This window comes from Segatella copri, from assembly GCF_009494395.1.
Lineage (GTDB): Bacteria > Bacteroidota > Bacteroidia > Bacteroidales > Bacteroidaceae > Prevotella.
This window is the reverse complement of sequence record NZ_VZCB01000092.1, coordinates 23573-48125: the sequence shown is the minus strand read 5'-3', so window position 1 is coordinate 48125 and position 24553 is coordinate 23573. Positions and strand designations below refer to the sequence as shown.

Annotated in this window: 16 protein-coding genes; 13 read left to right on the top strand and 3 right to left on the bottom strand. The window is 43.3% G+C overall.

Going from position 1 to position 24553, the window contains the following annotated elements; translation table 11 throughout:
* Positions 1–153: 153 nt before the first annotated feature.
* From F7D73_RS12605 to F7D73_RS12595, 3 genes are read right to left on the bottom strand one after another with little or no spacing between them, the layout of a single operon-like run.
* Positions 154–2736, bottom strand: coding sequence for a TonB-dependent receptor domain-containing protein (locus tag F7D73_RS12605; protein WP_228117746.1), 2583 nt, complete (start codon positions 2734–2736; stop codon positions 154–156).
* A gap of 17 nt (positions 2737–2753) precedes the next feature.
* Entirely contained in the window at positions 2754–3440 is a 687-nt protein-coding gene (locus F7D73_RS12600) for a DUF4974 domain-containing protein (RefSeq protein ID WP_228117745.1), read from the bottom strand.
* Positions 3441–3457: 17 nt separating this feature from the next.
* Positions 3458–3937, bottom strand: a complete 480-nt coding sequence (locus F7D73_RS12595) for a sigma-70 family RNA polymerase sigma factor (RefSeq protein WP_089544531.1) — start codon at positions 3935–3937, stop codon at positions 3458–3460.
* 302 nt (positions 3938–4239) lie between these two features.
* Between F7D73_RS12595 and F7D73_RS12590 the strand changes: the two genes are divergently transcribed.
* The 13 genes from F7D73_RS12590 to F7D73_RS12530 all read left to right on the top strand — a co-directional run bounded on the left by F7D73_RS12590 (position 4240) and on the right by F7D73_RS12530 (position 24486).
* Positions 4240–5007, top strand: coding sequence for a radical SAM protein (locus tag F7D73_RS12590; RefSeq protein ID WP_153125210.1), 768 nt, complete (start codon positions 4240–4242; stop codon positions 5005–5007).
* A gap of 45 nt (positions 5008–5052) precedes the next feature.
* Positions 5053–5874, top strand: a complete 822-nt coding sequence (locus F7D73_RS12585) for a bifunctional hydroxymethylpyrimidine kinase/phosphomethylpyrimidine kinase (protein WP_153125208.1) — start codon at positions 5053–5055, stop codon at positions 5872–5874.
* Positions 5875–5922: 48 nt separating this feature from the next.
* Complete coding sequence (locus F7D73_RS12580; RefSeq protein ID WP_117692490.1) at positions 5923–6861, top strand: DMT family transporter; 939 nt, start codon at positions 5923–5925, stop codon at positions 6859–6861.
* A 194-nt stretch (positions 6862–7055) separates the two neighbouring features.
* The gene (locus F7D73_RS12575; RefSeq protein WP_228117744.1) at positions 7056–7829 is read left to right on the top strand and encodes a winged helix-turn-helix domain-containing protein; all 774 of its coding nucleotides are present in this window, start codon (positions 7056–7058) and stop codon (positions 7827–7829) included.
* A 93-nt stretch (positions 7830–7922) separates the two neighbouring features.
* A complete protein-coding gene (locus F7D73_RS12570; protein WP_153125207.1) occupies positions 7923–8480 on the top strand; it encodes a hypothetical protein in 558 nt (185 codons plus the stop codon).
* 136 nt (positions 8481–8616) lie between these two features.
* The gene (locus F7D73_RS12565) at positions 8617–10182 is read left to right on the top strand and encodes an ATP-binding protein (RefSeq protein WP_153125205.1); all 1566 of its coding nucleotides are present in this window, start codon (positions 8617–8619) and stop codon (positions 10180–10182) included.
* Positions 10183–10283: 101 nt separating this feature from the next.
* A complete protein-coding gene (locus F7D73_RS12560; protein WP_153125203.1) occupies positions 10284–15488 on the top strand; it encodes a RecQ family ATP-dependent DNA helicase in 5205 nt (1734 codons plus the stop codon).
* 245 nt (positions 15489–15733) lie between these two features.
* Positions 15734–18196: a leucine-rich repeat protein gene (locus tag F7D73_RS12555; protein ID WP_153125201.1), complete on the top strand. Its 2463-nt coding sequence runs from the start codon at positions 15734–15736 to the stop codon at positions 18194–18196.
* A gap of 11 nt (positions 18197–18207) precedes the next feature.
* On the top strand, positions 18208–18831 hold the full coding sequence (locus tag F7D73_RS12550) for a hypothetical protein (RefSeq protein WP_153125200.1): 624 nt from the start codon (positions 18208–18210) through the stop codon (positions 18829–18831).
* 51 nt (positions 18832–18882) lie between these two features.
* Positions 18883–19494, top strand: a complete 612-nt coding sequence (locus tag F7D73_RS12545; RefSeq protein WP_194256917.1) for a DUF6939 family protein — start codon at positions 18883–18885, stop codon at positions 19492–19494.
* 11 nt (positions 19495–19505) lie between these two features.
* The gene (locus F7D73_RS12540) at positions 19506–20954 is read left to right on the top strand and encodes a DUF4433 domain-containing protein (RefSeq protein WP_153125199.1); all 1449 of its coding nucleotides are present in this window, start codon (positions 19506–19508) and stop codon (positions 20952–20954) included.
* Positions 20951–21745, top strand: coding sequence for a hypothetical protein (locus tag F7D73_RS12535; protein ID WP_153125198.1), 795 nt, complete (start codon positions 20951–20953; stop codon positions 21743–21745). Before F7D73_RS12540 ends, F7D73_RS12535 begins: the two co-directional genes overlap by 4 nt.
* A gap of 2 nt (positions 21746–21747) precedes the next feature.
* The gene (locus F7D73_RS12530; protein ID WP_153125197.1) at positions 21748–24486 is read left to right on the top strand and encodes a leucine-rich repeat protein; all 2739 of its coding nucleotides are present in this window, start codon (positions 21748–21750) and stop codon (positions 24484–24486) included.
* The last annotated feature ends 67 nt before the right edge of the window (positions 24487–24553 follow it).

Sequence of the window (24553 nt, the reverse complement as noted above, 5' to 3'; positions counted from 1 at the left end):
ATTTAACCATATTTAATTAAAATATAACAAAACAACAAAGGGGCTTAATAAGAAACATCGGTCAAGCAAAGAGCAAGCCAATATGGTTTTGCCTTCGCTTGACCGATTGTCATATATTCATTGTTTATTAAGAGAGTTTCTTCCTAACAAAAACTACAAGCGGCTCTTTTCTTCATTACCAGCTCCCGTACCCTTATACTTACTGCGCTTGGCATTGAAATTATACGTAACCTGCAAGGAGATGCTACGAGTGTAGTTGTAGCAGTCTTTCATGGTGCCCGACCCTAGTCCATACATCGTCCAACGCTCCTTTGCCGTCTTGAAGATATCATTTGCAGAAAGATAAATGATCCATGTGCGATTGGCAAACGACTTGTCAAACTGCAGATTGACGCTGTAATCACTCTTCATCATAAGAAATCCATCAGCATTGGATGTTGCTGCATTCAGGCTGATTGCCGCATTCATGGTTTCCGAAAGAGCGAAATTATTGTCGAGCGAGCACGATAGCAAAGGTTTGCTCAATGCCTTGCCGGCACCATACTTCCTGGTATCGAAAAACTGCTGGTTATAATTGAATCCCCACGTAGGACGGAAGAAGCCAAGCTTTGGCGAAACATTGACTGAAGCATAAAGCAGCTGCTTATGGTCGAAATTCAACGACGTGTTATAAGCAAACTCCTTTCCTGGATAGATATACTTGGTCCATTCTATCACATCCTTCAGGTATTTATAACCTGCGGAAACATTCAGCCACTTATATAACACCATTGCCTCAACATTGAACACCTTCTCCGGTTGCAAGGCAGGATTTCCGCCTTCATACAGGAAACGGTTGTCATACTGCATAAAGTTGCCCAACTGTCGATAGCTTGGACGACTTATTTTCTCGTTGACATTCAACTGCCAATTCCAGTTACCTTTGTTCCATGAAATGCTGAGGTTAGGAAAGAAGTTGCTGTATCTTCTACTTACATCATCCTGCTTGACTCCACCAGAGAAATAGTCGCGAATGATATTCTCGTAACGCACACCCAAACCAATGTTCCACTTGCTGAGGGGCAGTTCATATTGTGCAAAGCCAGCAACATTTCTTTCATGGATATCCGTCTCTGTGGATGGCACCAACTGCTCTTCATTCAGAAACGTTCCATGTGAGTCGGTCTTCGACAGCTCTGTTCCTACAGACATATTTCCTTTCCACAAAGGAATATTCACAACCAACTTGCCTGCCCACATATCGCTATTCTGACGATTGCTTGAGTGTACCTCCAGATTGCCCAACTCCTTGCTGCTTTCAATACTCTCGTCACTACGTCTGTTATTGACAGTATAGTATGTGGCATTGAAATCGATGCCTACCTGTCCTATCTTTCCCACATAATAAATTTCTGCCTCATGTGAACCAAGGTGAGGCTTTGCAACCTCATTCTGCCCAATGCTTCCCTGTGCCACACCGTTCAGAAACACATCCTGTTGGCTTGCACTATTCGTCCTGCCATTCAACATGCCATAGTAGCGATAAGAGCCACCAATAGAATTGCTGTCGTTGAGTGAATAGTCGGCCGAGAGATATTCCGACAAGAAGCGGTGTTTGGTATCCGAATTAAAATGCTGGTCGTTGTGATAATGCTTGTCGGGCAAATTGATATCTGTGTTCAGGTGATTATCCTCGCCAATATGATAGCCCTGCGTCCATAAGCTATTGGCTATCTCAAATTTCTTGGTCTGATACCGGGTGCTGATAAGCTCGTAATCCGACATCCATTTATTGTATTTACCGTAAGCATCCGCACGCAAGCTGAACCCATTGGCACGCCGCTCTTTGGTGCGGATACGAATTACCGATTCTACCTCGGCATCATATTCTGCTCCAGGACTTGTTATCACCGAAATCGACTTGATGTTGTCGGGAGTGATGTTTACAATCTCATTATTGTCATTCACACGCTTGTTGTTGATATAAACAATCGGTGTGCCTTTACCAAACACGGATATCTTTTGTCCATCAACAGAGACACGGGGCAACAGATTCAGGACATCAAAAGTGTTTGCCATCTTAGAAAGCAAGGTATGCTCTACGGCAACCTCCACTCCTCCAGGCGACATTTTATACTGAGGCCTTTCACCCTTCACTACAACTCCCTTGATAATCATCGTTTCGGGCTGCAATTTGATGATTCCCATTTCCGGATTGCTGTATATACGGCTGATTGTCTTATAACCAACGTATGTGATACGGGCTAAGACTTTCCGGGAATTACAAGGAATGACAAAACTTCCATTCTCATTGCTCACACCATGCCCTACGATTGTAGAATCTATGGGCGACAACAAGGTTATATTTGCATATTCGGCAGCATTGCCACTCTCATCTATAATACGTCCCTTATAACGAAGGGTTGTCTTCTGCGTACACTCCACCATGATATTATCCTCCACCTGCGTCATCTTGATGGGATAGAATCCTATCAGCTGCATGATGGCATCGGGAACACTCTGGTTTCTGATGCTCTTGGTCACCCTGAAATCTTCCAGTTCATCATACACAAAGTTGATGGTGTACTTATGCTGGCGGGCATTCAAATCCTTCAACGCCGCAGAGAACGACACATTATTATATTGTCGGGTGATGCGCTGGGCATAAGACTGCTGAACCCAAAGCAACAGGAAGAGAAGCAGAAGCTCTCTGACAGGCTTGCCGTTAACGGGCATTGGTTTCCAAAAATCTCTCATAAACATTTCCTCCTATCTTATTTCACCATCAATGTTCCGTCAATATACTCTATCTGTATGCGGTCGAAAGCATTCAAAATCTCCAGGTTCTGCTCCAAAGTCTTCGTCTTGTTCCAGTTGAAGAAGAGACGGATGTGCTGGGCACCGGCATCCACATACTCCACCTTGACATGATAGAAACCGGATAGCTGAGCCAGGATGGTTCCCAATTCGGCATCATCAAACACCACGGGTTTCATATCAAGCGAATCCTTGTTCTCTGCTGTTACAGCACGAAGACTGTCATTCGCAAGCGCCTGGGGGGTTGCCTTCTGTTCTGTAGCAGCCTTGTTATCCGCTGTCTGATCAGAAGCCGGGAATCCAAACCAGCCGTTGTGAATCGCAGCCAAGGCTACACCCGAAAGGAAGATGATGCCGACGATGGATGCAGCAATCTTCATCCGGTTGCGATAAACGCTCTTGGATTTGCCGGCATCCATCGCCAACTTACCCTCGTGATGTGCCTGAACAAATTCCTTCCAAGCCCCATCCACATCCACCTCCTTCGGATTAGCTTTCTTGCCAGCCATTCTCGCCATCGCCAGTTCATGGAAGAACTCCTTCACTTCCTCATCGGCAAGCAGGCGCTCCACCTGCTCGTCGGTATATTTCTCGGGATGCTCCTGCATGTCAAAGAGCATCATCCGCTTTTCTTCTTTACTCATGTTTGTCATTGTCTTGCTCATTTAAATTGTTTCTTAATCCAGTCCATCGCCTTCGAGAGATGATTGAACACCGTCACCTTGCTCACTCCCACTTCATCAGCCACCTCCTGATAAGATTTCTCCTGAAGATAGCGCAGACGGAAAATGAGTTGCCGGATAGGCGGTTCCAGGTCTTCGATGAGAAGCATCAGCCGGTCGAGCCGTTCATCGGTCTCTTCCGAGAGAATCACGTCGGCATCATCCAGCAGCAGCTTCGCCACCCTTTCCTTCACGCTCTTATGAGCTATCAGGTTGAGACAGCGGTTGCGTACACTCCGCATCAAGTAACCATCCTCACTCCCAGGCACCAGAACCACATCATCGGCAAGAATCTGGGCGAATAATTCGCTCACCACATCCTTGCTCTCGTCATCATCCGAAAGAATGCATCTGGCCAGATTGTACATCTTCGCGTAATGCTGACGGAATAACTGTTCTATGTCCTTTTTTCTGTTCATATACTATCTATACAGTTGAGCCAAGCGAAAAACTAAGCAAAACATCAACTTTTTTGTTTTTTCCTTTAAATCCGAATCGAAAACACCAAGATTCTCCCCGGATTGGAATACAAAAGTACACAATCTATCGGAGATAGAAGACAAATGGTAAGGATAAATCGATTTTCAGTTGATTTATTTGTTCATTCCAACATTTTTTAGTACTTTTGCCCACCAAATTACGAACAAGTAAATAAGATTGGTATAAAATAGGTATTACCAAGATAAAAAAAAGAATAGATTAGATAAAGGAGAATAAGATTATGTCAACGATTATTTATCCATCACCGATATTCGGTCCGGTAAACTCCCGCCGTCTGGGAGTTTCACTGGGCATCAACCTCATGCCATCTGATGGCAAGGTCTGCTCATTCGACTGCGTTTATTGCGAATGCGGATTCAACGCCGACTTCCGTCCTAAGAAGAAGCGCCCTACCCGCGAGGAGGTAAGAGAAGGATTGGAGAAGGTTCTGAAAGAGCGCCACGACAACAGCCAGCCTCTGGACGACATCACCTTCGCCGGAAATGGTGAACCTACAGGACACCCAGACTTCAAGGGAATCGTGGAAGATACGATGGAACTCTGCAAGAAATATTTCCCTGAAGCACAAGTATCCGTACTCAGCAACGCCACCTATATATATAAGGAGGAAGTGAGAGAGGCGCTGATGCTCGTGGATAACAACATCCTGAAACTGGATACCGTGGATATGGATTACATCAAGAAGCTGGACCGCCCTCAGCAGCCTAACTACGACGTGAAGGATGTGATCAAATATCTGAAGATGTTCAAGGGGCACGTCATCATCCAGACCATGTTCCTGAGAGGTGACGGTTTGGACAATACCAGCGAACACTTCGTAGCTCCTTGGCTGGAGGCAGTGAAAGACATCCAGCCTCAGCAGGTAATGGTTTATACCATCGCCCGCGAAACACCAGACAAGTTGCTGGAAAAGGCACCAAAGGAAGTACTCGATGCCATCAAGGACCGTGTAGAGGCATTGGGCATCAAGTGTACAGCCAGCTATTAAGAGATAATCAGGATAAGAAAGAAAAGCAAGTAGAAAAAAGAAAGAATGAAAGCGAAAAGTAATATCCTTATTATCAGCGATATGTGTGGCTACGGAAAGGTATCTGCCGCAGTTCAGATGCCTATCCTCTCTTATATGGGACTCGATGTGTTCAATCTGCCCACCATGCTCATCAGCAACACCTTCCCATACGGCAAGTACGCCATTCTGGAATGCACTTCGTATATCGAGGAAGCCTTGCAGAAGTGGAACGAACTGGGCATTCACTTCGATGCCATCACCACGGGTTTCATGGCTTCGGAACGTCAGGCTAAGCTGGTGGCACGTTATTGCAGAGAACAGGCAGCACTGGGCACCGACATCTATGTGGATCCAGTGATGGGCGATTACGGCAAGCTCTATGGTGGAGCCAGTGAGAGTACCGTGAGATGCATGAAGGAGATGCTGAGCGTATCGCATCTCTGTTTTCCCAACTATACCGAGGCTTGCCTGCTGACGGATTCGGAATACAAGGAAGAGGGAATCTCGGAGAAGGATGCCTATGAACTGATAGATAAACTGAGAGCCATCGGTTCCCACTCCGTGCTCATCACCTCGTGCATCGTAGAGGGTCAGCATGCCGTGGTAGGTTTCAATCATCTTACAGAAGAGTATTTCCTCCTGCCCTACGAAGAAATCCCAGTTCAGTTCCCGGGCACCGGCGACATCTTCTCCAGCATCATCGTGGGCAGACTGAAGGATGGCGATCATCTCCGCCATGCCACCCGCATCGCCATGGATACCCTGCGCAACTGGATAGACATCAACAAGGATGACAAGGACAAGAACCGAGGAATTCCGATAGAAAGACATCTGGGGGACTTGTAGATTGCCATTTAGCAAACTCAGAAGCAAGGGAATATCAATTAAGTTATAATGGAAAAGAAAGAAACAAATACACTCAGTATATTTCAGCGCCCGGTATGGGTAAGCCTGTTCGCCCTTACGGCTGCTATCTCGTGGGGATGGGCTTACCCATTGATAAAAATGGGAATGGAGGAATATCAGATTACAGCAGACATGACCGGAAGCAAGATGCTTTTTGCCGGCATCCGCTTCTTCATCTCCGGCATCATCATCCTTGCCATCGCCAGAAGCTCGCATCGTAAATTCGGATTCAAGAAGAAAGCTGTTCAAGAGAATGTCTGGTTCCTTCTCCTCTATGCACTCCTCAACACCACCCTTCATTATGCCTTCTTCTATTTCGGACTCTCGCATAATGCTGGAGCACGTTCGGCGATACTCAATTCTATGAGCGTCTTCACGGTGGTTATCCTTGCCTGCATCTTCTTCAAGAGCGACAGGATGACGTGGCGAAAGGCATTGGGCTGCATCATCGGATTCCTGGGCATCCTTGCCTTGAACCTTGGCGGAAAGGAAAGCGGAAGTTTCACATTCCTGGGCGATGGTATGATTATCCTCAATGCCCTGTGTGGAGCCAGTGCTTCCCTGCTGACCCGAGGATTGAGCAAGAGGGTGGATGTTTTCGTAGGAACCGGTTATTCGCTGAGCATCGGTGGAGCCTTGCTGGTGATTCCTGCATTGTTAATGGGTGGTTATCTGCCAGTCATCAGCCTCTGGGGCATCACTATCCTTCTGCTGCTCATCGCCATCTCAACTATCAGTTTCGCTCTCTACAACAAATTATTGAGCTGCAATCCCGTAGGAAAGGTAGCGATATACAATTCGCTCATCCCCGTAGTAGGAGCCATAACCTCCTGTCTCTGTCTGGGCGAAACCTTCTACTGGAAGTATCTGATAGCAGGCGCATTGGCTACTGCCGGAATTTATATCATCAATAAAGGGAAGAAATAAATTCCGGCTATTGCCCATGCAACCCATATAGAAAGCAAAGCCAACTTTCCTAAAAGCGAAAAATATGACTGACATAAGTCTGACATTTATCAATTAACGAATATTATATCTAGTTTTATTCCATCTTTCATAGAATTTCTGTACTTTTGCATTTGAATATTTAAACAGTATATCATTTAAACAGAATAGATAATATGAAACTGAAAGCATATCATTCCATCCTCATCTTCGCCATCCTTGTGATGTCTGCGGCATTCTCCAGCGTGAGTAACTACCGCAAGGCACAGTATGCCATTGTACAAGATATGAACAAAGCTTTGGCTCTGACTCTTCAGGAAAATAAATATCAATGGATTACGCCTGATACCATCCAGAGCTACCGCTCACATCTCAGCATCAACCTGCTGAAGTCGACCAGTAATCTCTGCTATGTGATGGAAGACAGAAGAAGAGGCAAGAACAATTCCCAGTTGGTAAATAGCGCCAACCTGCTCAGCAGCAAAAAGATGCTTCTCAACGAGCATTCTATCCAAAGTTATGCTAACTGTTCGATGGCAGATGTTTTGAGTATGAGCAACCAGCGGACATCTTTGACGCTTACCCTCATGGCTATGATTTGGGCAATTGCATCGCTATACTATCATCGCAGAAAACAACCCTGGAATCATGAGGCTGATATGTTCGGCACCATGTGCTATTCTCAAGACGAGGATTCCTTCTACAATCAGGAAAACGGACAAGCCATCAAGTTTACTCCGATGCAACACCAGCTGATGCAACTCTTCTTCAACAATACGCATCATCAACTCTCCAAACAGGAGATTTGTGATGCTCTTTGGCCCAAGAAACCGGATGCCAGCGAAACGCTCTATACCTTGATTCGCCGTATCAAACCGGTGATTGAGCAGAATAGCAACCTCATGATTGAGTCGGAAAGAGGCAAGTCTTACCGACTGATAATCAGATAAGTTCAGAAATGTCAGCCAAATGTCATACTTATTATTTAGCATTTTCCCATCTTCTTCATACCTTTGCAGCTATAATACAAAAGAAGCAAAGATATGAAGAAGATTTTTTTGATAGCAGTTGTCTTGCTGATGATGATAAACTTCATCATCAACTATCATCATGAGGTTACGAAAGAGCAGCATACACCCATGTCGGATTTCAAAACCAAGGTAGAGATGGCACCCATGAAGGAATACAATGATCCAGACTTCGGCTACGTTATCAAGTATCCTTGCTTCTTCCAGCAGGAGGATACTTCGGTATCGGGATACCAGGGTTATGCCCGCTTCTCATTCACCAATCATGCCAACATCATCCTGGAGAGTTATGTTACCCCCAACTATAGCAACACCCTCCAGGCTTGTGCCGATTCTCTTGCCCAGAAGCTTCATTCGGAGCGGACGATGCAGGCATCGAATAAAGCATTCATCCTCTCCGGTCCTGTCTATGAAAACGGAGTAAGAGTAGATGGCTATAGTCATTACGACAAATTCATCAAGAGTGGCAGAATACTCTTCGTCTATTCCCTCACCTATCCCGACAGCTACAAGCCAGCCATGCCCCGACTATTCAAACTCATAGACGACTGGAAGGTTTTAGGGGCATATTAATCTGCCTTGAAGATATCCTCACGAGCCTCTTGAAATTGTATAAAAACAGCTTTCAAAGAAGACAAAAGCGCTTGATTATTTGCATATATCAAATATTAATTGTAAATTTGCGGTGGAAATATAAACATCGAAGATTATGGCACTTAAGTTATATCCATTAGGCATACAGACTTTCGAGCGAATCCGCAAGGAAAACAAGCTCTATATCGACAAGACGGAATACGTTTACCGCCTGACTCACACCAGCGGTACCTATTTCTTCTTGGGACGTCCACGCCGCTTTGGAAAATCCCTGTTTCTCACCACCCTCCAGAGTTACTTTGAAGGCAAGAAAGACTTATTCAATGGTCTTGCCATCGAAAAGCTGGAAAAGGAGTGGACAGAATATCCTGTGCTCCACTTTGATTTGAGCGGAGGCAAACACATGAATAAAGAACAGCTGGAGAGATATCTCGCATTCATACTGGAAACAGAAGAAAAGAAATGGGGTATCACACAGCCACAAATTGATGCCAATAACCGATTGACAGAACTGATCAATACTGCATACGAGAAATCCGGAAAACAGGTAGTCGTGCTTATTGATGAATATGATGCACCCATGCTGGATGTGGTTCACGAGCAAGAACAGTTGGATACTTTGCGCAATATCATGCGCAACTTTTTCAGTCCTTTGAAATACAGCGAAGCTAAACTACGCTTTGTCTTCCTGACAGGCATCACCAAATTCTCGCAAATCAGCATCTTCAGCGAACTGAACAACATCACCAACATATCCATGAATGATGACTATGCTGGTATCTGTGGCATCACCAAAGAAGAACTTCTGATGCAGATGTCGGAAGATATTGACGAACTTGCCCGAAGAAGAAACATAACGAAAGAGCAAGTCATCGACAAGTTAAAAGAGAATTATGACGGCTATCATTTCACAAGATTCTCACCCGATATCTTCAATCCATATAGCCTGCTGAATTGCTTTGCTGAAAACAAGTTCGGATCCTATTGGTTTACTTCCGGCACTCCAACTTATCTCATCAATATGATGCGCAAATATCAGGTAGTTCCTACAGATGTCATCACCCAAGTGGAGGCTGATGCCAGCGAGTTTGATGTTCCTACGGAGAATATGCCAACCATCATGCCGCTGCTTTACCAAAGTGGATATATCACCATCAAGGAATATCATGAAGACTACAACTATTACGTTCTTGATGTTCCTAACAAGGAGGTGAAAATGGGACTGACCAAGGCACTGATTCCATCATACGTCACACAAAATACACTTGCAACAACCAATACAGCCCGTCGTATCGCACAGGCATTGGATAAGCAGAATATGGAGGAGGCATTAACCTTACTCCAGACATTTTTGGGAACTGTTCCTTACTGCAACAACGCTCATTATGAGGGACATTACCAGCAGATGCTCTTCATCATATTCTCTCTGCTTACAGACTATCAGGTGGACGTTGAAGTTCATACACCCAACGGCAGAGTTGACATCGTATTGCTCACCCATACAGACCTTTTCCTGTTGGAGATTAAGTTGGACAGGAGTGCGAAGTCTGCAATGCAGCAAATCAACCTGAAGAACTATCACAAACGATTTGCACTAAGCGGCAAGCCAATAACCAAGGTCGGCATCAACTTCGACAGTAAAACTGGGAATATCGAAAATTGGATAATCGAAAAAGCATAAAATAAAAATATCTGTCTGTGACATCATAGAGGAAGGTATGGTCTATGCATAGATAAGACAGCTTTCTGATACATCTAAAAAGCAAAAAAGAAAAGTTTATTATGTCAATATTCAGTCGCCTCTTTGGAAGGAAGAACAATCTCACCGTAAGCTCTGACATCAAGAAGAAAGATGCCAGAAGCAGGAACATTGCCTTCGTAGATACCGAAGTAGGACTGAAAGACCATAAAATACACGACATCGGAGCATTGCGTTATGACGGAGCCACCTTTCACCAAGCATCGCAGCCGGCACTGAACAAGTTCCTGCAAGAAGGAAAGGTTAACTATATCTGCGGGCATAACCTCATTCATCACGATGCTCGCTATCTCCAACTCAACGGCATACTGATAGATACCCTCTATCTCTCCCCACTCCTCTTTCCCAAGCGCCCTTACCATCATCTGGTAAAGGACGACAAACTGATGAGCGAGCAGATGAACAATCCTGTCAACGACTGCGAGAAAGCCAAGGAGCTGTTGATGGATGAAATCGCCGCATGGAATCAATTATCAGAAAGGAAGAGAAAAATCTTCACCTTGCTGCTCCAGCATGAAGAGGAATTCAGAGGATTCCTGATGTATGTGGGAGCCATCGACACCGATGATACAATATCAGATGAAACAATATCGGATCATGCAATATCGGATCATGCAATCATAGACGTTTCAGAATACATTCTTTCTGAATACAAGAATCATATTTGCGCCCATGCCGACATTCCGGCCCTTGCAGCCCAGTCGCCTTGCGGCTTGGCATACGCCTTGGCCCTCATAGGCACAGACGATTACCAATCTGTTACCCCAGGTTGGGTACTCTACCATTATCCCGAAGTAGAACATATCATCTATATGCTCTGCCATACCCAATGCACCGATGGCTGCGAGTATTGCAACCGCATGCTCGACATTCATTACAACCTGAAGCAGCTCTTTGGCTATGATGCCTTCCGTACCTATGACGGCGAACCACTGCAGGAACAGGCATCGCAGGCAGCAGTGGATGGTAAGTCATTATTGGCGATATTTCCTACGGGTGGCGGCAAGTCGCTCACCTTCCAGTTGCCAGCCTTGATGGATGGCAGAACCATACATGGACTCACCGTGGTTATCTCTCCTCTGCAATCATTGATGAAAGACCAGGTAGATAACCTCGCAGACCGCGGCTTCACTGATGCCGTAACCATCAACGGTCTCCTCGACCCTATCTCCCGCTCCCTAGCCATAGAACGAGTGCAGAGCGGAGATGCCACCTTATTATATATAGCACCAGAGATGTTGCGCTCCAAAACCATCGAGCGCATCCTGATGGCACGGCATGTGGTGAGATTCGTCATTGATGAAGCACACTGCTTCTCTGCATGGGGACAAGACTTCCGTGTAGATTACCTATACATCGGCAAATTTATCAAGGAATATCAGGAACGCAAGTTTGGCAAGGATGCCATGACCCGCAATCATGGTCAAACCCTGATACCCGTATCTTGCTTCACCGCAACTGCAAAACAGAAGGTGGTACAGGACATCTGCGACTATTTCAAGCATTGGCTGGGCACCGACCTCCAGCTCTTCGCCTCATCAGCCTCACGTACCAACCTGCACTATTCCGTTATCCACGTAGATAGTGACGGCAATAAATACAATCTCCTGCGCTCGCTGGTAGAGCAGGCAGATTGCCCAACCATCATCTACGTATCCCGCACCAAGCGAACCCGGGAACTCGCCCAAAAACTGACACGTGACGGCATATCCGCCCTGCCCTATAATGGCAAGATGGATGCTGAAGAGAAGATACACAATCAGGATGCCTTCATGAACGATAAGGTTAGAATCATCGTTGCCACCTCCGCCTTCGGTATGGGAGTAGATAAGAGCGATGTGGGGCTGGTTATCCACTACGACATCTCCGACTCTCTGGAGAACTATGTACAGGAGGCTGGACGTGCAGGAAGAGATCCACACCTCAATGCCAAATGCTATGTACTCTATAGCGATGAGGACTTAGACAAGCACTTCATTCTGCTCAACCAAACCAAACTGAGCATCAGCGAGATACAACAGGTATGGAAAGCCATTAAGGATTTTACCAAGCAGCGTCCACATGTAAGTTGTTCGGCACTGGAGATAGCCCGTCAAGCCGGTTGGGATGACTCGGTATCCGACATAGAAACCCGTGTTCGCACCGCCCTATCTGCTCTCGAACAGAGCGGATACATTGAGCGTGGCAACAACATTCCGCACGTCTATGCCACAGGTATCACCGTCAAGAACATGGACGAGGCAAGACTGCGCCTAACCGAATCACCCCTGTTCTCTGAAGATGAGATGAAGAATGCCATCCGCATCATCAAGTCGCTCATCACCCAAAAGCATATAGCCAAGGCACAGGATAGCGAGGCTGAATCCCGCATCGATTACCTCGCCGACATCCTAGGACTCAGCAAGCGAGACGTCATCTCTTCCATTGACCGAATGCGCCAGGAAGGCATCCTTGCCGATACCCGTGACATCTCAGCCTATCTGCAAGACATCAGCGACAAGCAACGCAAACCTCAGCAGATGCTGGAAAACTTCGCCAAACTGGAAAGATACATTCTGGAACATATCCCGGATGAATCGCTGCATATCACATACAAGCAACTCAATGACAATGCCGTACGTGACGGTATCAACACTTCAACAGAAAAGAAAATCCGCACACTGCTATACTTCTTAGCTGTGAAGGGATATGCGCACAAGAAGGAAGACGGTGTTCGCAATCTCATCGTAACAAGAGACAAGGATATAGAGACCATCATCAAGCGATTCGAAAGACGAATTGAGGTTTGCCGATTCATCATCGAAAGGCTATACAGCCTGGCTGAGGAAATAAGTAAAACTGTAACAGAAGAGAGCAACGTAACAGAAGAGAGCAACGTAACAGAAGAGAGCAACAATAGCTCTTCTGTAGAAAAGAATCCTTCCGGAGAAAATGGTTTAGAGAAAGCCTCAGGCTCTAGAGAGAATTCAAGAGAGAATTCAAGAGAGATTTCAAGAGAGATTTCAAGAGATAATTCAAGAGAGATTTCAAGAGAGAAGCCTCTCCAATTCTCGGTAGTTGAACTCCTGAACGATCTGAAATCCAGCAACCAGTCACTCTTCTCCGACTTCTCTTCCCTACAGTTGGAAGACGTGGAAGAAGCCTTGCTCTATCTCTCTAAGATAGGAGCCATGAAGCTGGAAGGAGGATTCCTGGTACTCTACAATGCGATGGCGATTAAACGCACCAAGGAACTTCGCCTGCGCTATAAGCAGGAGGATTATCGCATGCTCAACGAATTCTACAAGCAGAAGATTCAGCAGATTCACATCGTGGGCGAATATGCCAACCTGATGGTAAGGGATTATGATGCCGCCCTGCAATATGTGCAGGATTACTTCCAGATGGACTACCATCGCTTCATCTCAAAGTATTTCAAGGGCAACCGGGAGACTGAGATAGAGCGCAACGTAACACCTTCGAAGTATAAGAAACTCTTCGGAATGCTCTCTAAGCGACAGAAGGAAATCATCGACGACCATGAGTCTCGCTGCATCGTAGTCGCTGCCGGTCCTGGCAGCGGCAAGACACGTGTGCTCGTACATAAGCTTGCCTCTCTCCTTCTGCTGGAAGATGTAAAGCACGAACAACTCCTGATGCTCACTTTCTCGCGTGCAGCCGCTACCGAGTTCAAGCAGCGACTGATGCAACTCATAGGCAATGCCGCCCATTTCGTAGAAATCAAAACCTTCCATTCTTACTGCTTCGACCTGCTGGGCAGGGTTGGCAATCTGGATGAGGCTGGAGATGTGGTTAAGCAAGCTGCCGAAATGATCAACAATGGAGAAGTGGAGCCCAATCGCATCAGCAAGACCGTGCTCGTTATCGACGAAGCGCAAGACATGAGCAAGGATGACTATGCCCTAGTCACTGCTCTGATGAAAGCCAACGAAGAGATGAGGGTGATAGCCGTAGGCGATGATGACCAGAACATCTATGAGTTTAGAGGTTCCAACTCGCAGTATCTCTATGAATTGACCCAGACAGAACACAGCCGTTTTATCGAGATGACTGAGAATTACCGCAGCCTTCGCCATATCGTGGATGCTGCCAACGACTTCGCCCGCAACATCCGCCAGCGCATCAAAAGCGCCCCTATCATCTCCATGAATCAAGAAGATGGAGAAGTAAAAATCGTGAAGCATCCATACGAGACTCAGGAGAAAAAGGTTTATATGTATCAGCCTATTCTTGAAGATGTTACGCGATTACTTGGAAGTAACTCTTCAAAAGAAGCCGAGGCATCTTCCCTCAAGAAGAACGAAACCATCAGCATCCTCACGCAGACCAATGAGGAGGCAGTCATCATGCTGGCTCTTCTTCATAGCCATAACATCAATGCCAAGCTGGTGCAATCAATGGACGGCTTGCGCTTCTGGAATCTGGCAGAGGTAAGATATTTCTTGAAGAAAATAGACCAAGGTATCAAGGAGACGAAAACCCCAATCATCCCTGATGATATTTGGGAAGCAGCCAAGCAACAGACTTTCCAAAAGTATGCCACCAGCCAGGCATTGCCATACCTGCACCGCAGCCTCCAGATATTTGAGCAGACCAATCGTGCCAAATACTATAGCGACCTGAGGGAGTTCGTGTTTGAATCATCGGTAGAAGACTTCTGTGACATCTCGAAATCAGACATCGTGGTCAGCACCATCCACAAGGCTAAAGGTCATGAGTTTGATCATGTATTGATGCTCATTACCCATCCCGAACATCCTACTGATGACATACTGCGCCGATACTATGTGGGCATGACCCGTGCCAAGCATACGCTTGCCATCCACACCAACGGCAATCTCTTCGACAATCTGAAAAGTGCCCAGCATCTCTATGATGCCCAAGCCTATGATGAGCCCGACGAAATAGTACTCCAGCTATCACACAAGGATGTAAACCTGGGCTTCTCCAAGCCTCACAAGGACGCTATCCTTTGCCTGAGAAGTGGTATGCCGTTAACCTACCACGACCATTGCCTCAGTCTCCCATCAACAGGCAGAGACATAGCCCAACTCTCTATCAAGATGAAGGAGAAACTAGGCAAATGGGAGTTGAAAGGCTACAAGGTAACCGCAGCCCGAATCCGCTTCATCGTGGCATGGAAGTCAAAGGATGCACCGAGGGATGAGAAGGAATCCGCCATCGTGCTCGCAGATTTGGTGATGAAAAGAACAGTGAAAAAAAATTGATTTTCGTAGAATGCTATTAATTTTTTAACACGCATAATTTGCTAGTTTCCTACATTTTTCTTATTTTTGCAGGAACATTCTGTATCTCTTATATAGAGATTCAGATGACCGACATCAAAAAACAAACTTGATTCGCATGATGAAAGAGACAAATATACAACCACAGGTTACGTCCACTATTGCAGGGGACGACGGCGAAGCCGTGGGAGAATGACTATACTTTCACTTTATAAAACATTATAATTATGAAATATCCTCTTATATCAGAATACATTGAATCCATTAAGAATTCTGAAGACAATTTTAATGAGCTCACCAACCTTCGTCCTGTTTACGATGAAGCTGGTGAGATAGTGATGTCTAGCGGTAACTTTGCGGTGGTATTCAAGATGAAAGATGAATCCTCTGGGAAGCTATATGCAGTGAAGTGCTTTTTGAAAGAGCAAGAGGGACGTGATATAGCATATCAGCAGATAACAGATGAATTGGAATATGTGTCATCAAACTATTTGTGCTCCATCAAGTACTTCCAAAAAGAATTGTTTGTTGATTCTACAGTTTCTTCTGATACAGAATTTCCTGTATTACTCATGGACTGGGTAGAAGGAGTTACGCTTGATAAGTATGTTCATCAACACATATCCGATAAATATGCTTTGCAGCTTATCACATATCAGTTTTGTAGAATGGCTGCCTGGCTGATGTCACAACCATTTGCTCATGGAGACCTTAAGCCCGATAATATCTTAGTTACTGAAGATGGGGCCTTAGTACTAGTTGACTATGATGGTATGTACGTGCCTGCTATGCAAGGACAAAAGGCGCGAGAATTGGGCAGTCCTGACTATCGCCATCCATTGCGTACAGAAGATTGTTTCAATGAACATATCGATGATTTTCCATTGGCGCTTATTGGTATGTCTCTGAAAGCAATAGCTTTAGACACCTCTTTGTTGCAGAATAATGCTAGTTCAGATTCACTTCTGTTTTCAGAATCTGATTTCAAGGACATCGGTGAATGTCAGATGATGAAATCACTATGTACTCTTTTGAATGATGCGGAATTTTCGAAATTATATGCTTTGTTCATTTTGGCGCACTCACAGCAGGAACTATCAGCCGTGTCATTTCGATTGTTTTTATTAAATAAGGATTGGGGATACCCCCCAAGACAAAAACAAAATTATTCACAAATTCAAATCACAAACGTTATTAAAAAAGTAAATGAAATTGCAGTTATTAATGACTTGTTACTCAGTGATAAATTGATAAAATGGAATGAGGATAATAATACATTCCGTGTTTCTTTGCGTATCACTTATACATCTTTGCCATCTGATAATGATAAAGGAGTTGATGGCTTGTTGTCATTAGCTAATTTTGAGGATACCGGCGCGGTTGTTGGAAAGACATATTCGTGTCTTATTAATTTCGATAGTCTACTAACTGACAAACACGACGAAAGAACGCAAAAGAAAGCTCTTGATGAACTTGTAAAAAAGTTCAAGGGAAAGAAAGCTCGTTTTTCTACTTTCGAATTCAGAATTTCGGAGTTATCAGGCGGCAAAGGAGAGTCTATCAACGATGGCACGCACACATATTCATCGCTTGCTAATACCTATTTGGGCAAAGTTAACGATGAAGATGCAGAGTTTAACAAACTCAAAGAGCGTATGAATGATATGCTTGATGACGATTTCGAGTTTGGCGAGGCAGGGCAAAACCAAAAGGTAGAAAAGCCAATTGAAGAAGTTCTTTCTACAGAAGCAACGGAAGAGGATTTAAAGGATGCTATTGAAGATGAGTATGGAGTTAAGTATAGTCGCGATGGGAAAAAGCTATTAAAGGCTCCTTTCTTATTTGGCGGGGAAGAATATGTTGTAAGAGAAGGAACAGAAGTTATTTGCGATGGTGCTTTGCAATCTACTGGTATTAGAAGTGTAAAGCTGCCCTCTACGATAATATCTATCGGTTCTGTGGCATTTGCTGACAATTATTTGGTTTCATGTAATATTCCAGCATCCGTAAAATATATTGCTCATAACAACCCATGGGGAGGATGCGATATTATGAATATGGATATTCAATCTAAAAACTTCATCATAAAAGATGGGATTTTATATTCTTCTGATTTTAGAATTGTTTATGGTGCTATTTATTGGAAATCTGTTTTTAATATAGATAATCGATCCAAAAAAATATGTGCTAATGCATTTTGGTCTAGTTTTGAAAATAAAAACATATTAAAATCTATTGGACTATCAAATATAGAATATATTGGTACAGAAGCCTTTAGAGGGTGTGTATCTCTTCAAGATATCACCATTCCAAGTTCAGTAACCTACATAGGAGATGAAGCCTTTGGTGGCTGCGAATCTCTTCAAAGCGTCATCATTCCAAACTCAGTAACGAGCATAAGAAATAGAGCTTTCTTTTGGTGCCAATCTCTTCAAAGCATCACCATTCCGAACTCTGTAACGAGCATAGGAAATAGAGCTTTCTGTTGGTGCAAATCTCTTCAAAGCGTCACTATTCCAAACTCGGTAACGAGCATAGGAGATGAAGCCTTTATTGGCTGCGAATCTCTTCAAAGCGTCACTATTCCAAACTCTGTAACGAAGATAGGAGATGGAGCTTTCTTATTATGCACGCATTTAGATGAGCCTTCCCGACTACGACTAAAAGAATTAAATTATACGCAAAATTAGGATTAAATATTATGAATATCAAAGGTAACAAAATAGTTTTGGCAGTTATTGCCGTACTAATGAGTGGATGCAATAACAATAAGGCGCATAAGGCGCATAAGTCACTTGATTCAGATAGTTTAGCACAGTACCGCGATACTCTAATAGGGAAATTCAACGGAATAGATGTTGACACTCTTATATGTGAACCGATTGATTCCCTCTCTCCAAAAGAGGACGGAACGTATGGTGGTTGTCACTATGAATGGAGAGTTTACACAACAAACGGCACAGTCAAAGACCTTATCGTTGGAAAAACAATAGGCATAGACTTTATAAAAGAGGGTGATTTAGACGGCAATGGCACAGAAGAATGGGGCTATGTCACACAATGGCCTACTTCCATGTGGATGCGCTATAATGCTTTCACAAACATCAATGGTGAATGGCAACATATTATTGAGCCAACCCCAATATGGATTCCACATTTAGACCAACAAGACAGTTTAAATTACACAATCAGAGAAGAAGATATATTACAACCCTCAGAAAAATCAGATTTTATAAAAGTCAAATTTAGCGATGTTCGCAACAATGGTGAGGATTTTCTGTTGATAGATACGCTCATACAAGTTAATCCAAGACTGTTCAAATAAAAGTACATTTTTCAAGATTTTTCAGTTATACCTCTCTAAATATATAATACAATGATAGTAATTCAGAACAAGCGAAAGAAGCCTGAGAATATACTCAAAGCATATCCTGGCGCAATAATATGTGACGTGACTTCAAAAGCGAAGGACGGACTTGTGAAGCTGAGTCCTTTCTATCCTCATGGTGGCATTCCTGTGCCATTTAGCGAAGGATGGACAGCTACATGTGTGGAAGCGATATGGCAAGGATTGAAAGTCTTTGCCTCGGCTGATGTAGATACAGAGATGTTCAAGAACGACACGATGAAGAACATCAAGCGTACTGTTCGTCGCTTCGGAAAGCCTCTGGGGCATCGCAAGGGAGTAAACGGAAAGGAACTCCTCGGATATATTGATGCGCGCAAGCAAATCTATATCCCGACATTCCGTTGGGTGCTTGAAAATAAAGTAGCGGACATTATCGCTAAAATGAAAGAGGCAGCAAAGGCCAAAACTATCGTTTTGCTTGATTATGACACCAACAGCGAAGTAGATAATCCTGCCAAACCTCTCTCTCATGCTTACCTTATAAAGGCATATATAGAAGGACTTCCACCTTATGAAGATATGCAACAGGAACATAAGGAAGCCAACAAATCATATAAACAACTTTCATTATTTGATTAAATCTTAAGAACATGACATATAAAAACAATTATGACGAGTTTAAGAAACTCATCGAACAGCATCACATAACAACGCTTTATCATTTTACTGATAGAGAAAATCTTGAGTCAATCATCAATAATGGCGGCCTCTACTCATGGGCCGACTGCGAACAGAAGGGAATAAGCATATCGAAGCCTGGCGGTAGTATGAGTTCGCGCGACTTGGACAGACGTGACAACTTACAGAACTTCGTAAGAGTAAGTTTCGTAAGAGAGCATCCCATGATGTATGTCGCTATGAACGACGGTAGAATCTCCAATCCTGTGGTTCTGGAGATAGATCCGGAAGTAATCTATTGGCAAGATTCACTTTATGCTGATCGCAATGCCACTAAGAATGGAGCGCTTGTCGGATCAAGTATTGATGATTTTTCCCAGTTGCATTTCAATTCCTTCAAGGCAAAAAAGCATTTCGACCTTGACGCAGATGAACAGAAATTCTATCAGGCAGAAGTGCTTGTCAAAAATCATATTCCTTTGCAATTCATCAAGAATATCGGTAACTTCGGCTTTACCATTCCGTCCCAATCTGCACAGATGCAGACAAAGACCGCATATACCGCGCAGATTACTAGAAATACGCCGACAGCTTTTATCTTCTTGATAGACCAATCCGTATCAATGCGGAAGTACACGACTCTGTATGGAGAGGAGATGCCGATGGCAGAAGCTGTAGCTCGCATCGTCAACCATCAGTTGAATGAACTGGTTTTGCGTTGTATAAAAGGTTCTGAGACACGCGACTATTATGATATTGCCATTATCGGTTATGGCGAGAATGCATATAGTGGATGGAAAGGAGAATTAGAAGGACGAGACTTTGTAAAGCCTTCCGAACTAAAGGAACATCCATACAAAAAGATAACGACTAAGAAAGAGACAAGAACACGCAAAGGTGTGAAGGTTGTAGAAGTTGAGGAGGTGCAGTGGATTGAAGCTGAAGCTACGCAAAGCTGGACACACGTACACCATGCTTTTGAAAAAGCGAAAGGTCTGCTCGACGAATGGATGGAAAAGCATCACGAAAAAGATTGCTATCCACCCACCATTATCAATATTACTGATGGTATATTCAATGGAGCAACCAAGGAGTATGTACTCCAGCAAGCTAATGAGCTGAAGTCCATGTTCACCAATGATGGAAATGTCATCTTGTTCAACATTCATATATCAGCCGACAAGGATGTCAGCGTGACCTGTCCGGCAAGTAAAGATGAAGTTTCATTTAGTTCACTTGCTACTACCATGTACGAAATGTCGAGTCTTCTCCCAATGCGTTATTCTGATCGTATTGCTGACTTGCGAGGAGATGGAACACCCAATAATAGATACACGGCTATGTCAATCAATGCGGACATGTCGACCTTGATACAATTGATGGATATAGGCACACCTACTAATATAAGCCAAAACAAATGAGAGCAATATCAATAGCAAAGCCGAATCAAGGTACTATCAATGAGGATGCAGTGAAAGCTACTATCAACTTTATAGCAGTGTCTGACGGAGCAGGTGGTGGAGGTATTTATGCCGACAAATGGTCTGCATATTTGGTTGACAAATTACCCCCACAACCTATTCTGACCTTTGCAGAACTGGATGCATGGGTAGAAAGCATTTGGGAACCATTCTATAATGATTGCGAAGCAATGGCAAAGGCAGCAGGAGGAATGGTGCTCAACAAGTTCTATGACGAAGGCTCGTTTGCTACACTCGCTGCTATATGGTATTCATCAAATGTATGCCATTGGATAGCTTATGGAGATAGCGTCGCTTTCTGTTACAATCCTGATGATGATATCCTTCAGCATTCCTTTGGTCATCTACGTGATTTCGGCAATCCTCCATATCTTATCAACTGCAAGGATGAACTGTCCGAGAATGGTTTTAAGAGCGGTACGTTTGAGACTTCCACGAATTCAATCATCTTCTGTACTAGCGATGCATTGGCACATTACATCTTGATGATGTATGAGTTGTCGCATTGCAGCACTTTTGCAGACGAAATTCAAGAAGCAGAGCGGACGGGAACGAGAGAGTCAACATTCATAAAGAATGCCTCTTCTGCTAAATTTGACTTTCGCAAGGATGTTCTACAGAAACTCATGAACTGCAAAAGTCGATATACGCTTGAGAAGCATATATTTAAGCTCTTAAAGATTAAACTAATAGCATTGGATGACTATTCTTTCACTTTCAAAATATTATAATTATGAATTATCCTCTTATATCAGAATACCTTGAATCCATTAAGCATTCTGAAGACAATTTTAATGTACTGAGCACCCTTCGTCCTGTTTATGATGAAGCTGGTGAGATAGTGATGTCTAGCGGTAACTTTGCTGTGGTATTCAAGATGAAAGATGAATCCTCTGGGAAACTATATGCAGTGAAGTGCTTTTTGAGAGAGCAAGAGGGACGTGATATAGCATATCAGCAGATAACAGATGATTTGGAATATGTGTCATCAAACTATTTGTGCTCCATCAAGTACCTCCAAAAAGAATTGTTTGTTGATTCTACAGTTTCTTCTGATACTGAATTTCCTGTATTACTCATGGACTGGGCAGAAGGAGTTACGCTTGATAAGTATGTTCATCAACACATATCCGATAAATATGCTTTGCAGCTTATCACATATCAGTTTTGTAGAATGGCTGCCTGGCTGATGTCACAAACATTTGCTCATGGAGACCTTAAGCCCGATAATATCTTAGTTACTGAAGATGGGACCTTAGTGTTGGTTGACTATGATGGTATGTACGTGCCCGCTATGCAAGGACAAAAGGCGCGAGAATTGGGCAGTCCTGACTATCGCCATCCATTGCGTACAGAAGATTGTTTCAATGAACATATCGATGATTTTCCATTGGCGCTTATTGGTATGTCTCTGAAAGCAATAGCTTTAGACACCTCTTTGTTGCAGAATAATGCTAGGTCAGATTCACTTCTGTTTTCAGAATCTGATTTCCAGGACATCGGTGAATGTCTGATGATGAAATCACTATGTTCTCTTTTGAATGATGCGGAATTTTCGAAATTATATGCTTTGTTCCTCTTGGCCCACTCACAGCAAGAACTATCAGCCGTGTCTTTCCGCTTGTTTTTATTGAATAAGGTAGAAAAGCCAATTGAAGAAGTTCTTTCTACAAAAGCAACGGAAGAGGATTTTAAGGATGCTATTAAAGATGAGTATGGAGTTATATATAGTCGCGATGGGAAAAAGCTATTAAAGGCTTCTTACTCATTACGCGAGAAAGAATATGTTGTAAGAGAAGGAACAGAAGTTATTTGCGATGGTGCTTTGCAATCTACTGGTATTAGAAGTGTAAAGCTGCCCTCTACGATAATATCTATCGGTTCTGAGGCATTTGCTGACAATAATAATTTGGTTTCATGTAATATTCCAGCATCCGTAAAATATATTGCCCATAACAACCCATGGAGAGGATGCTTCCATATTATGAATATGGATATTCAATCTAAAAACTTCATCATAAAAGATGGGGTTTTATATTCTTCTGATTTTAGAATTGTTTATGGTGCTATTTATTGGAAATCTGTTTTTAATATAGATAATCGATCCAAAAAAATATGTGCTAATGCATTTGGGTCTAATTTATTTAATAACAAATTAAAATCTATTGGACTATCAAATATAGAATATATTGGTAAAGAAGCCTTTGGTAGGTGTGCATCTCTTCAAAGCGTCACCATTCCAAACTCTGTAACGAAGATAGGAGATAAAGCTTTTTGGTGGTGCAAATCTCTTCAAAGCATCACCATTCCAAATTCTGTAACGAGCATAGGAGATTGCGCTTTTAGCTGGTGCGAATCTCTTCAAAGCGTCACCATTCCGAACTCGGTAACGAGCATAGGAAATGAAGCCTTTAGTGGCTGCAAATCTCTTCAAAGCGTCACCATTCCGAACTCTGTAACGAGCATAGGAGATAAAGCTTTTGAACAGTGCGAATCTCTTCAAAGCGTCACCATTCCGAACTCTGTAACGAAGATAGGAGATGGAGCTTTTTATGGCTGCTATTCTCTTCAAAGCGTCACTATTCCGAACTCTGTAACGAGCATAGGAAATGGAGCTTTCTTTTTGTGCTATTCTCTTCAAAGCGTCACTATTCCGAACTCTGTAACGAGCATAGGAAATGGAGCTTTCTTTTTGTGCTATTCTCTTCAAAGCGTCACTATTCCGAACTCTGTAACGAGCATAGGAAATGGAGCTTTCTTTTTGTGCTATTCTCTTCAAAGCGTCACTATTCCGAACTCTGTAACGAGCATAGGAAATGGAGCTTTCTTTTTGTGCTATTCTCTTCAAAGCGTCACTATTCCGAACTCTGTAACGAGCATAGGAAATGGAGCTTTCTTTTTGTGCTATTCTCTTCAAAGCGTCACTATTCCGAACTCTGTAACGAGCATAGGAAATGGAGCTTTCTTTTTGTGCAAATCTCTTCAAAGCATCACTATTCCGAACTCTGTAAGAAATATCGGAAATAACGCTTTTCGTGGTTGCAATATATGTTTTTTCATTTGTAACTCAACATATTTCCAAAATGATGATGTTTGCTTGTTCAATAAGGATAAGACAGCTATTGTTAGTAGAATAAAAGATTGCGTCAATTATATAATTCCGAACTCTGTAACGAGCATAGGAGATGGAGCTTTTCAATTGTGCGAATCTCTTCAAAGCGTCACTATTCCAAACTCGGTAACGAGCATAGGAAATGGAGCTTTTAGTCGCTGCTATTCTCTTCAAAGCGTCACCATTCCAAACTCAGTAACAAGCATAGGAGATGGAGCTTTTCAATTGTGCTATTCTCTTCAAAGCGTCACCATTCCGAACTCAGTAAAGAGCATAGGAAATTGTGCTTTCTTATTATGCACGCATTTAGATGAGCCTTCCCGACTACGACTAAAAGAATTAAATTATACGGAAATTTAGGATTAAATATTATGAATATCAAAAGTAACAAAATAGTTTTGGCAGTTATTGCCGTACTATCCTTTGT

Excerpts from the sequence above, each read along its gene's own strand:
- F7D73_RS12605 (WP_228117746.1), bottom strand. The coding sequence starts at position 2,736 with ATGAGAGATTTTTGGAAACCAATGCCCGTTAACGGCAAGCCTGTCAGA.
- F7D73_RS12600 (WP_228117745.1), bottom strand. The coding sequence starts at position 3,440 with ATGAGTAAAGAAGAAAAGCGGATGATGCTCTTTGACATGCAGGAGCAT.
- F7D73_RS12595 (WP_089544531.1), bottom strand. The coding sequence starts at position 3,937 with ATGAACAGAAAAAAGGACATAGAACAGTTATTCCGTCAGCATTACGCG.
- F7D73_RS12590 (WP_153125210.1), top strand. The coding sequence starts at position 4,240 with ATGTCAACGATTATTTATCCATCACCGATATTCGGTCCGGTAAACTCC.
- F7D73_RS12585 (WP_153125208.1), top strand. The coding sequence starts at position 5,053 with ATGAAAGCGAAAAGTAATATCCTTATTATCAGCGATATGTGTGGCTAC.
- F7D73_RS12580 (WP_117692490.1), top strand. The coding sequence starts at position 5,923 with ATGGAAAAGAAAGAAACAAATACACTCAGTATATTTCAGCGCCCGGTA.
- F7D73_RS12575 (WP_228117744.1), top strand. The coding sequence starts at position 7,056 with ATGAAACTGAAAGCATATCATTCCATCCTCATCTTCGCCATCCTTGTG.
- F7D73_RS12570 (WP_153125207.1), top strand. The coding sequence starts at position 7,923 with ATGAAGAAGATTTTTTTGATAGCAGTTGTCTTGCTGATGATGATAAAC.
- F7D73_RS12565 (WP_153125205.1), top strand. The coding sequence starts at position 8,617 with ATGGCACTTAAGTTATATCCATTAGGCATACAGACTTTCGAGCGAATC.
- F7D73_RS12560 (WP_153125203.1), top strand. The coding sequence starts at position 10,284 with ATGTCAATATTCAGTCGCCTCTTTGGAAGGAAGAACAATCTCACCGTA.
- F7D73_RS12555 (WP_153125201.1), top strand. The coding sequence starts at position 15,734 with ATGAAATATCCTCTTATATCAGAATACATTGAATCCATTAAGAATTCT.
- F7D73_RS12550 (WP_153125200.1), top strand. The coding sequence starts at position 18,208 with ATGAATATCAAAGGTAACAAAATAGTTTTGGCAGTTATTGCCGTACTA.
- F7D73_RS12545 (WP_194256917.1), top strand. The coding sequence starts at position 18,883 with ATGATAGTAATTCAGAACAAGCGAAAGAAGCCTGAGAATATACTCAAA.
- F7D73_RS12540 (WP_153125199.1), top strand. The coding sequence starts at position 19,506 with ATGACATATAAAAACAATTATGACGAGTTTAAGAAACTCATCGAACAG.
- F7D73_RS12535 (WP_153125198.1), top strand. The coding sequence starts at position 20,951 with ATGAGAGCAATATCAATAGCAAAGCCGAATCAAGGTACTATCAATGAG.
- F7D73_RS12530 (WP_153125197.1), top strand. The coding sequence starts at position 21,748 with ATGAATTATCCTCTTATATCAGAATACCTTGAATCCATTAAGCATTCT.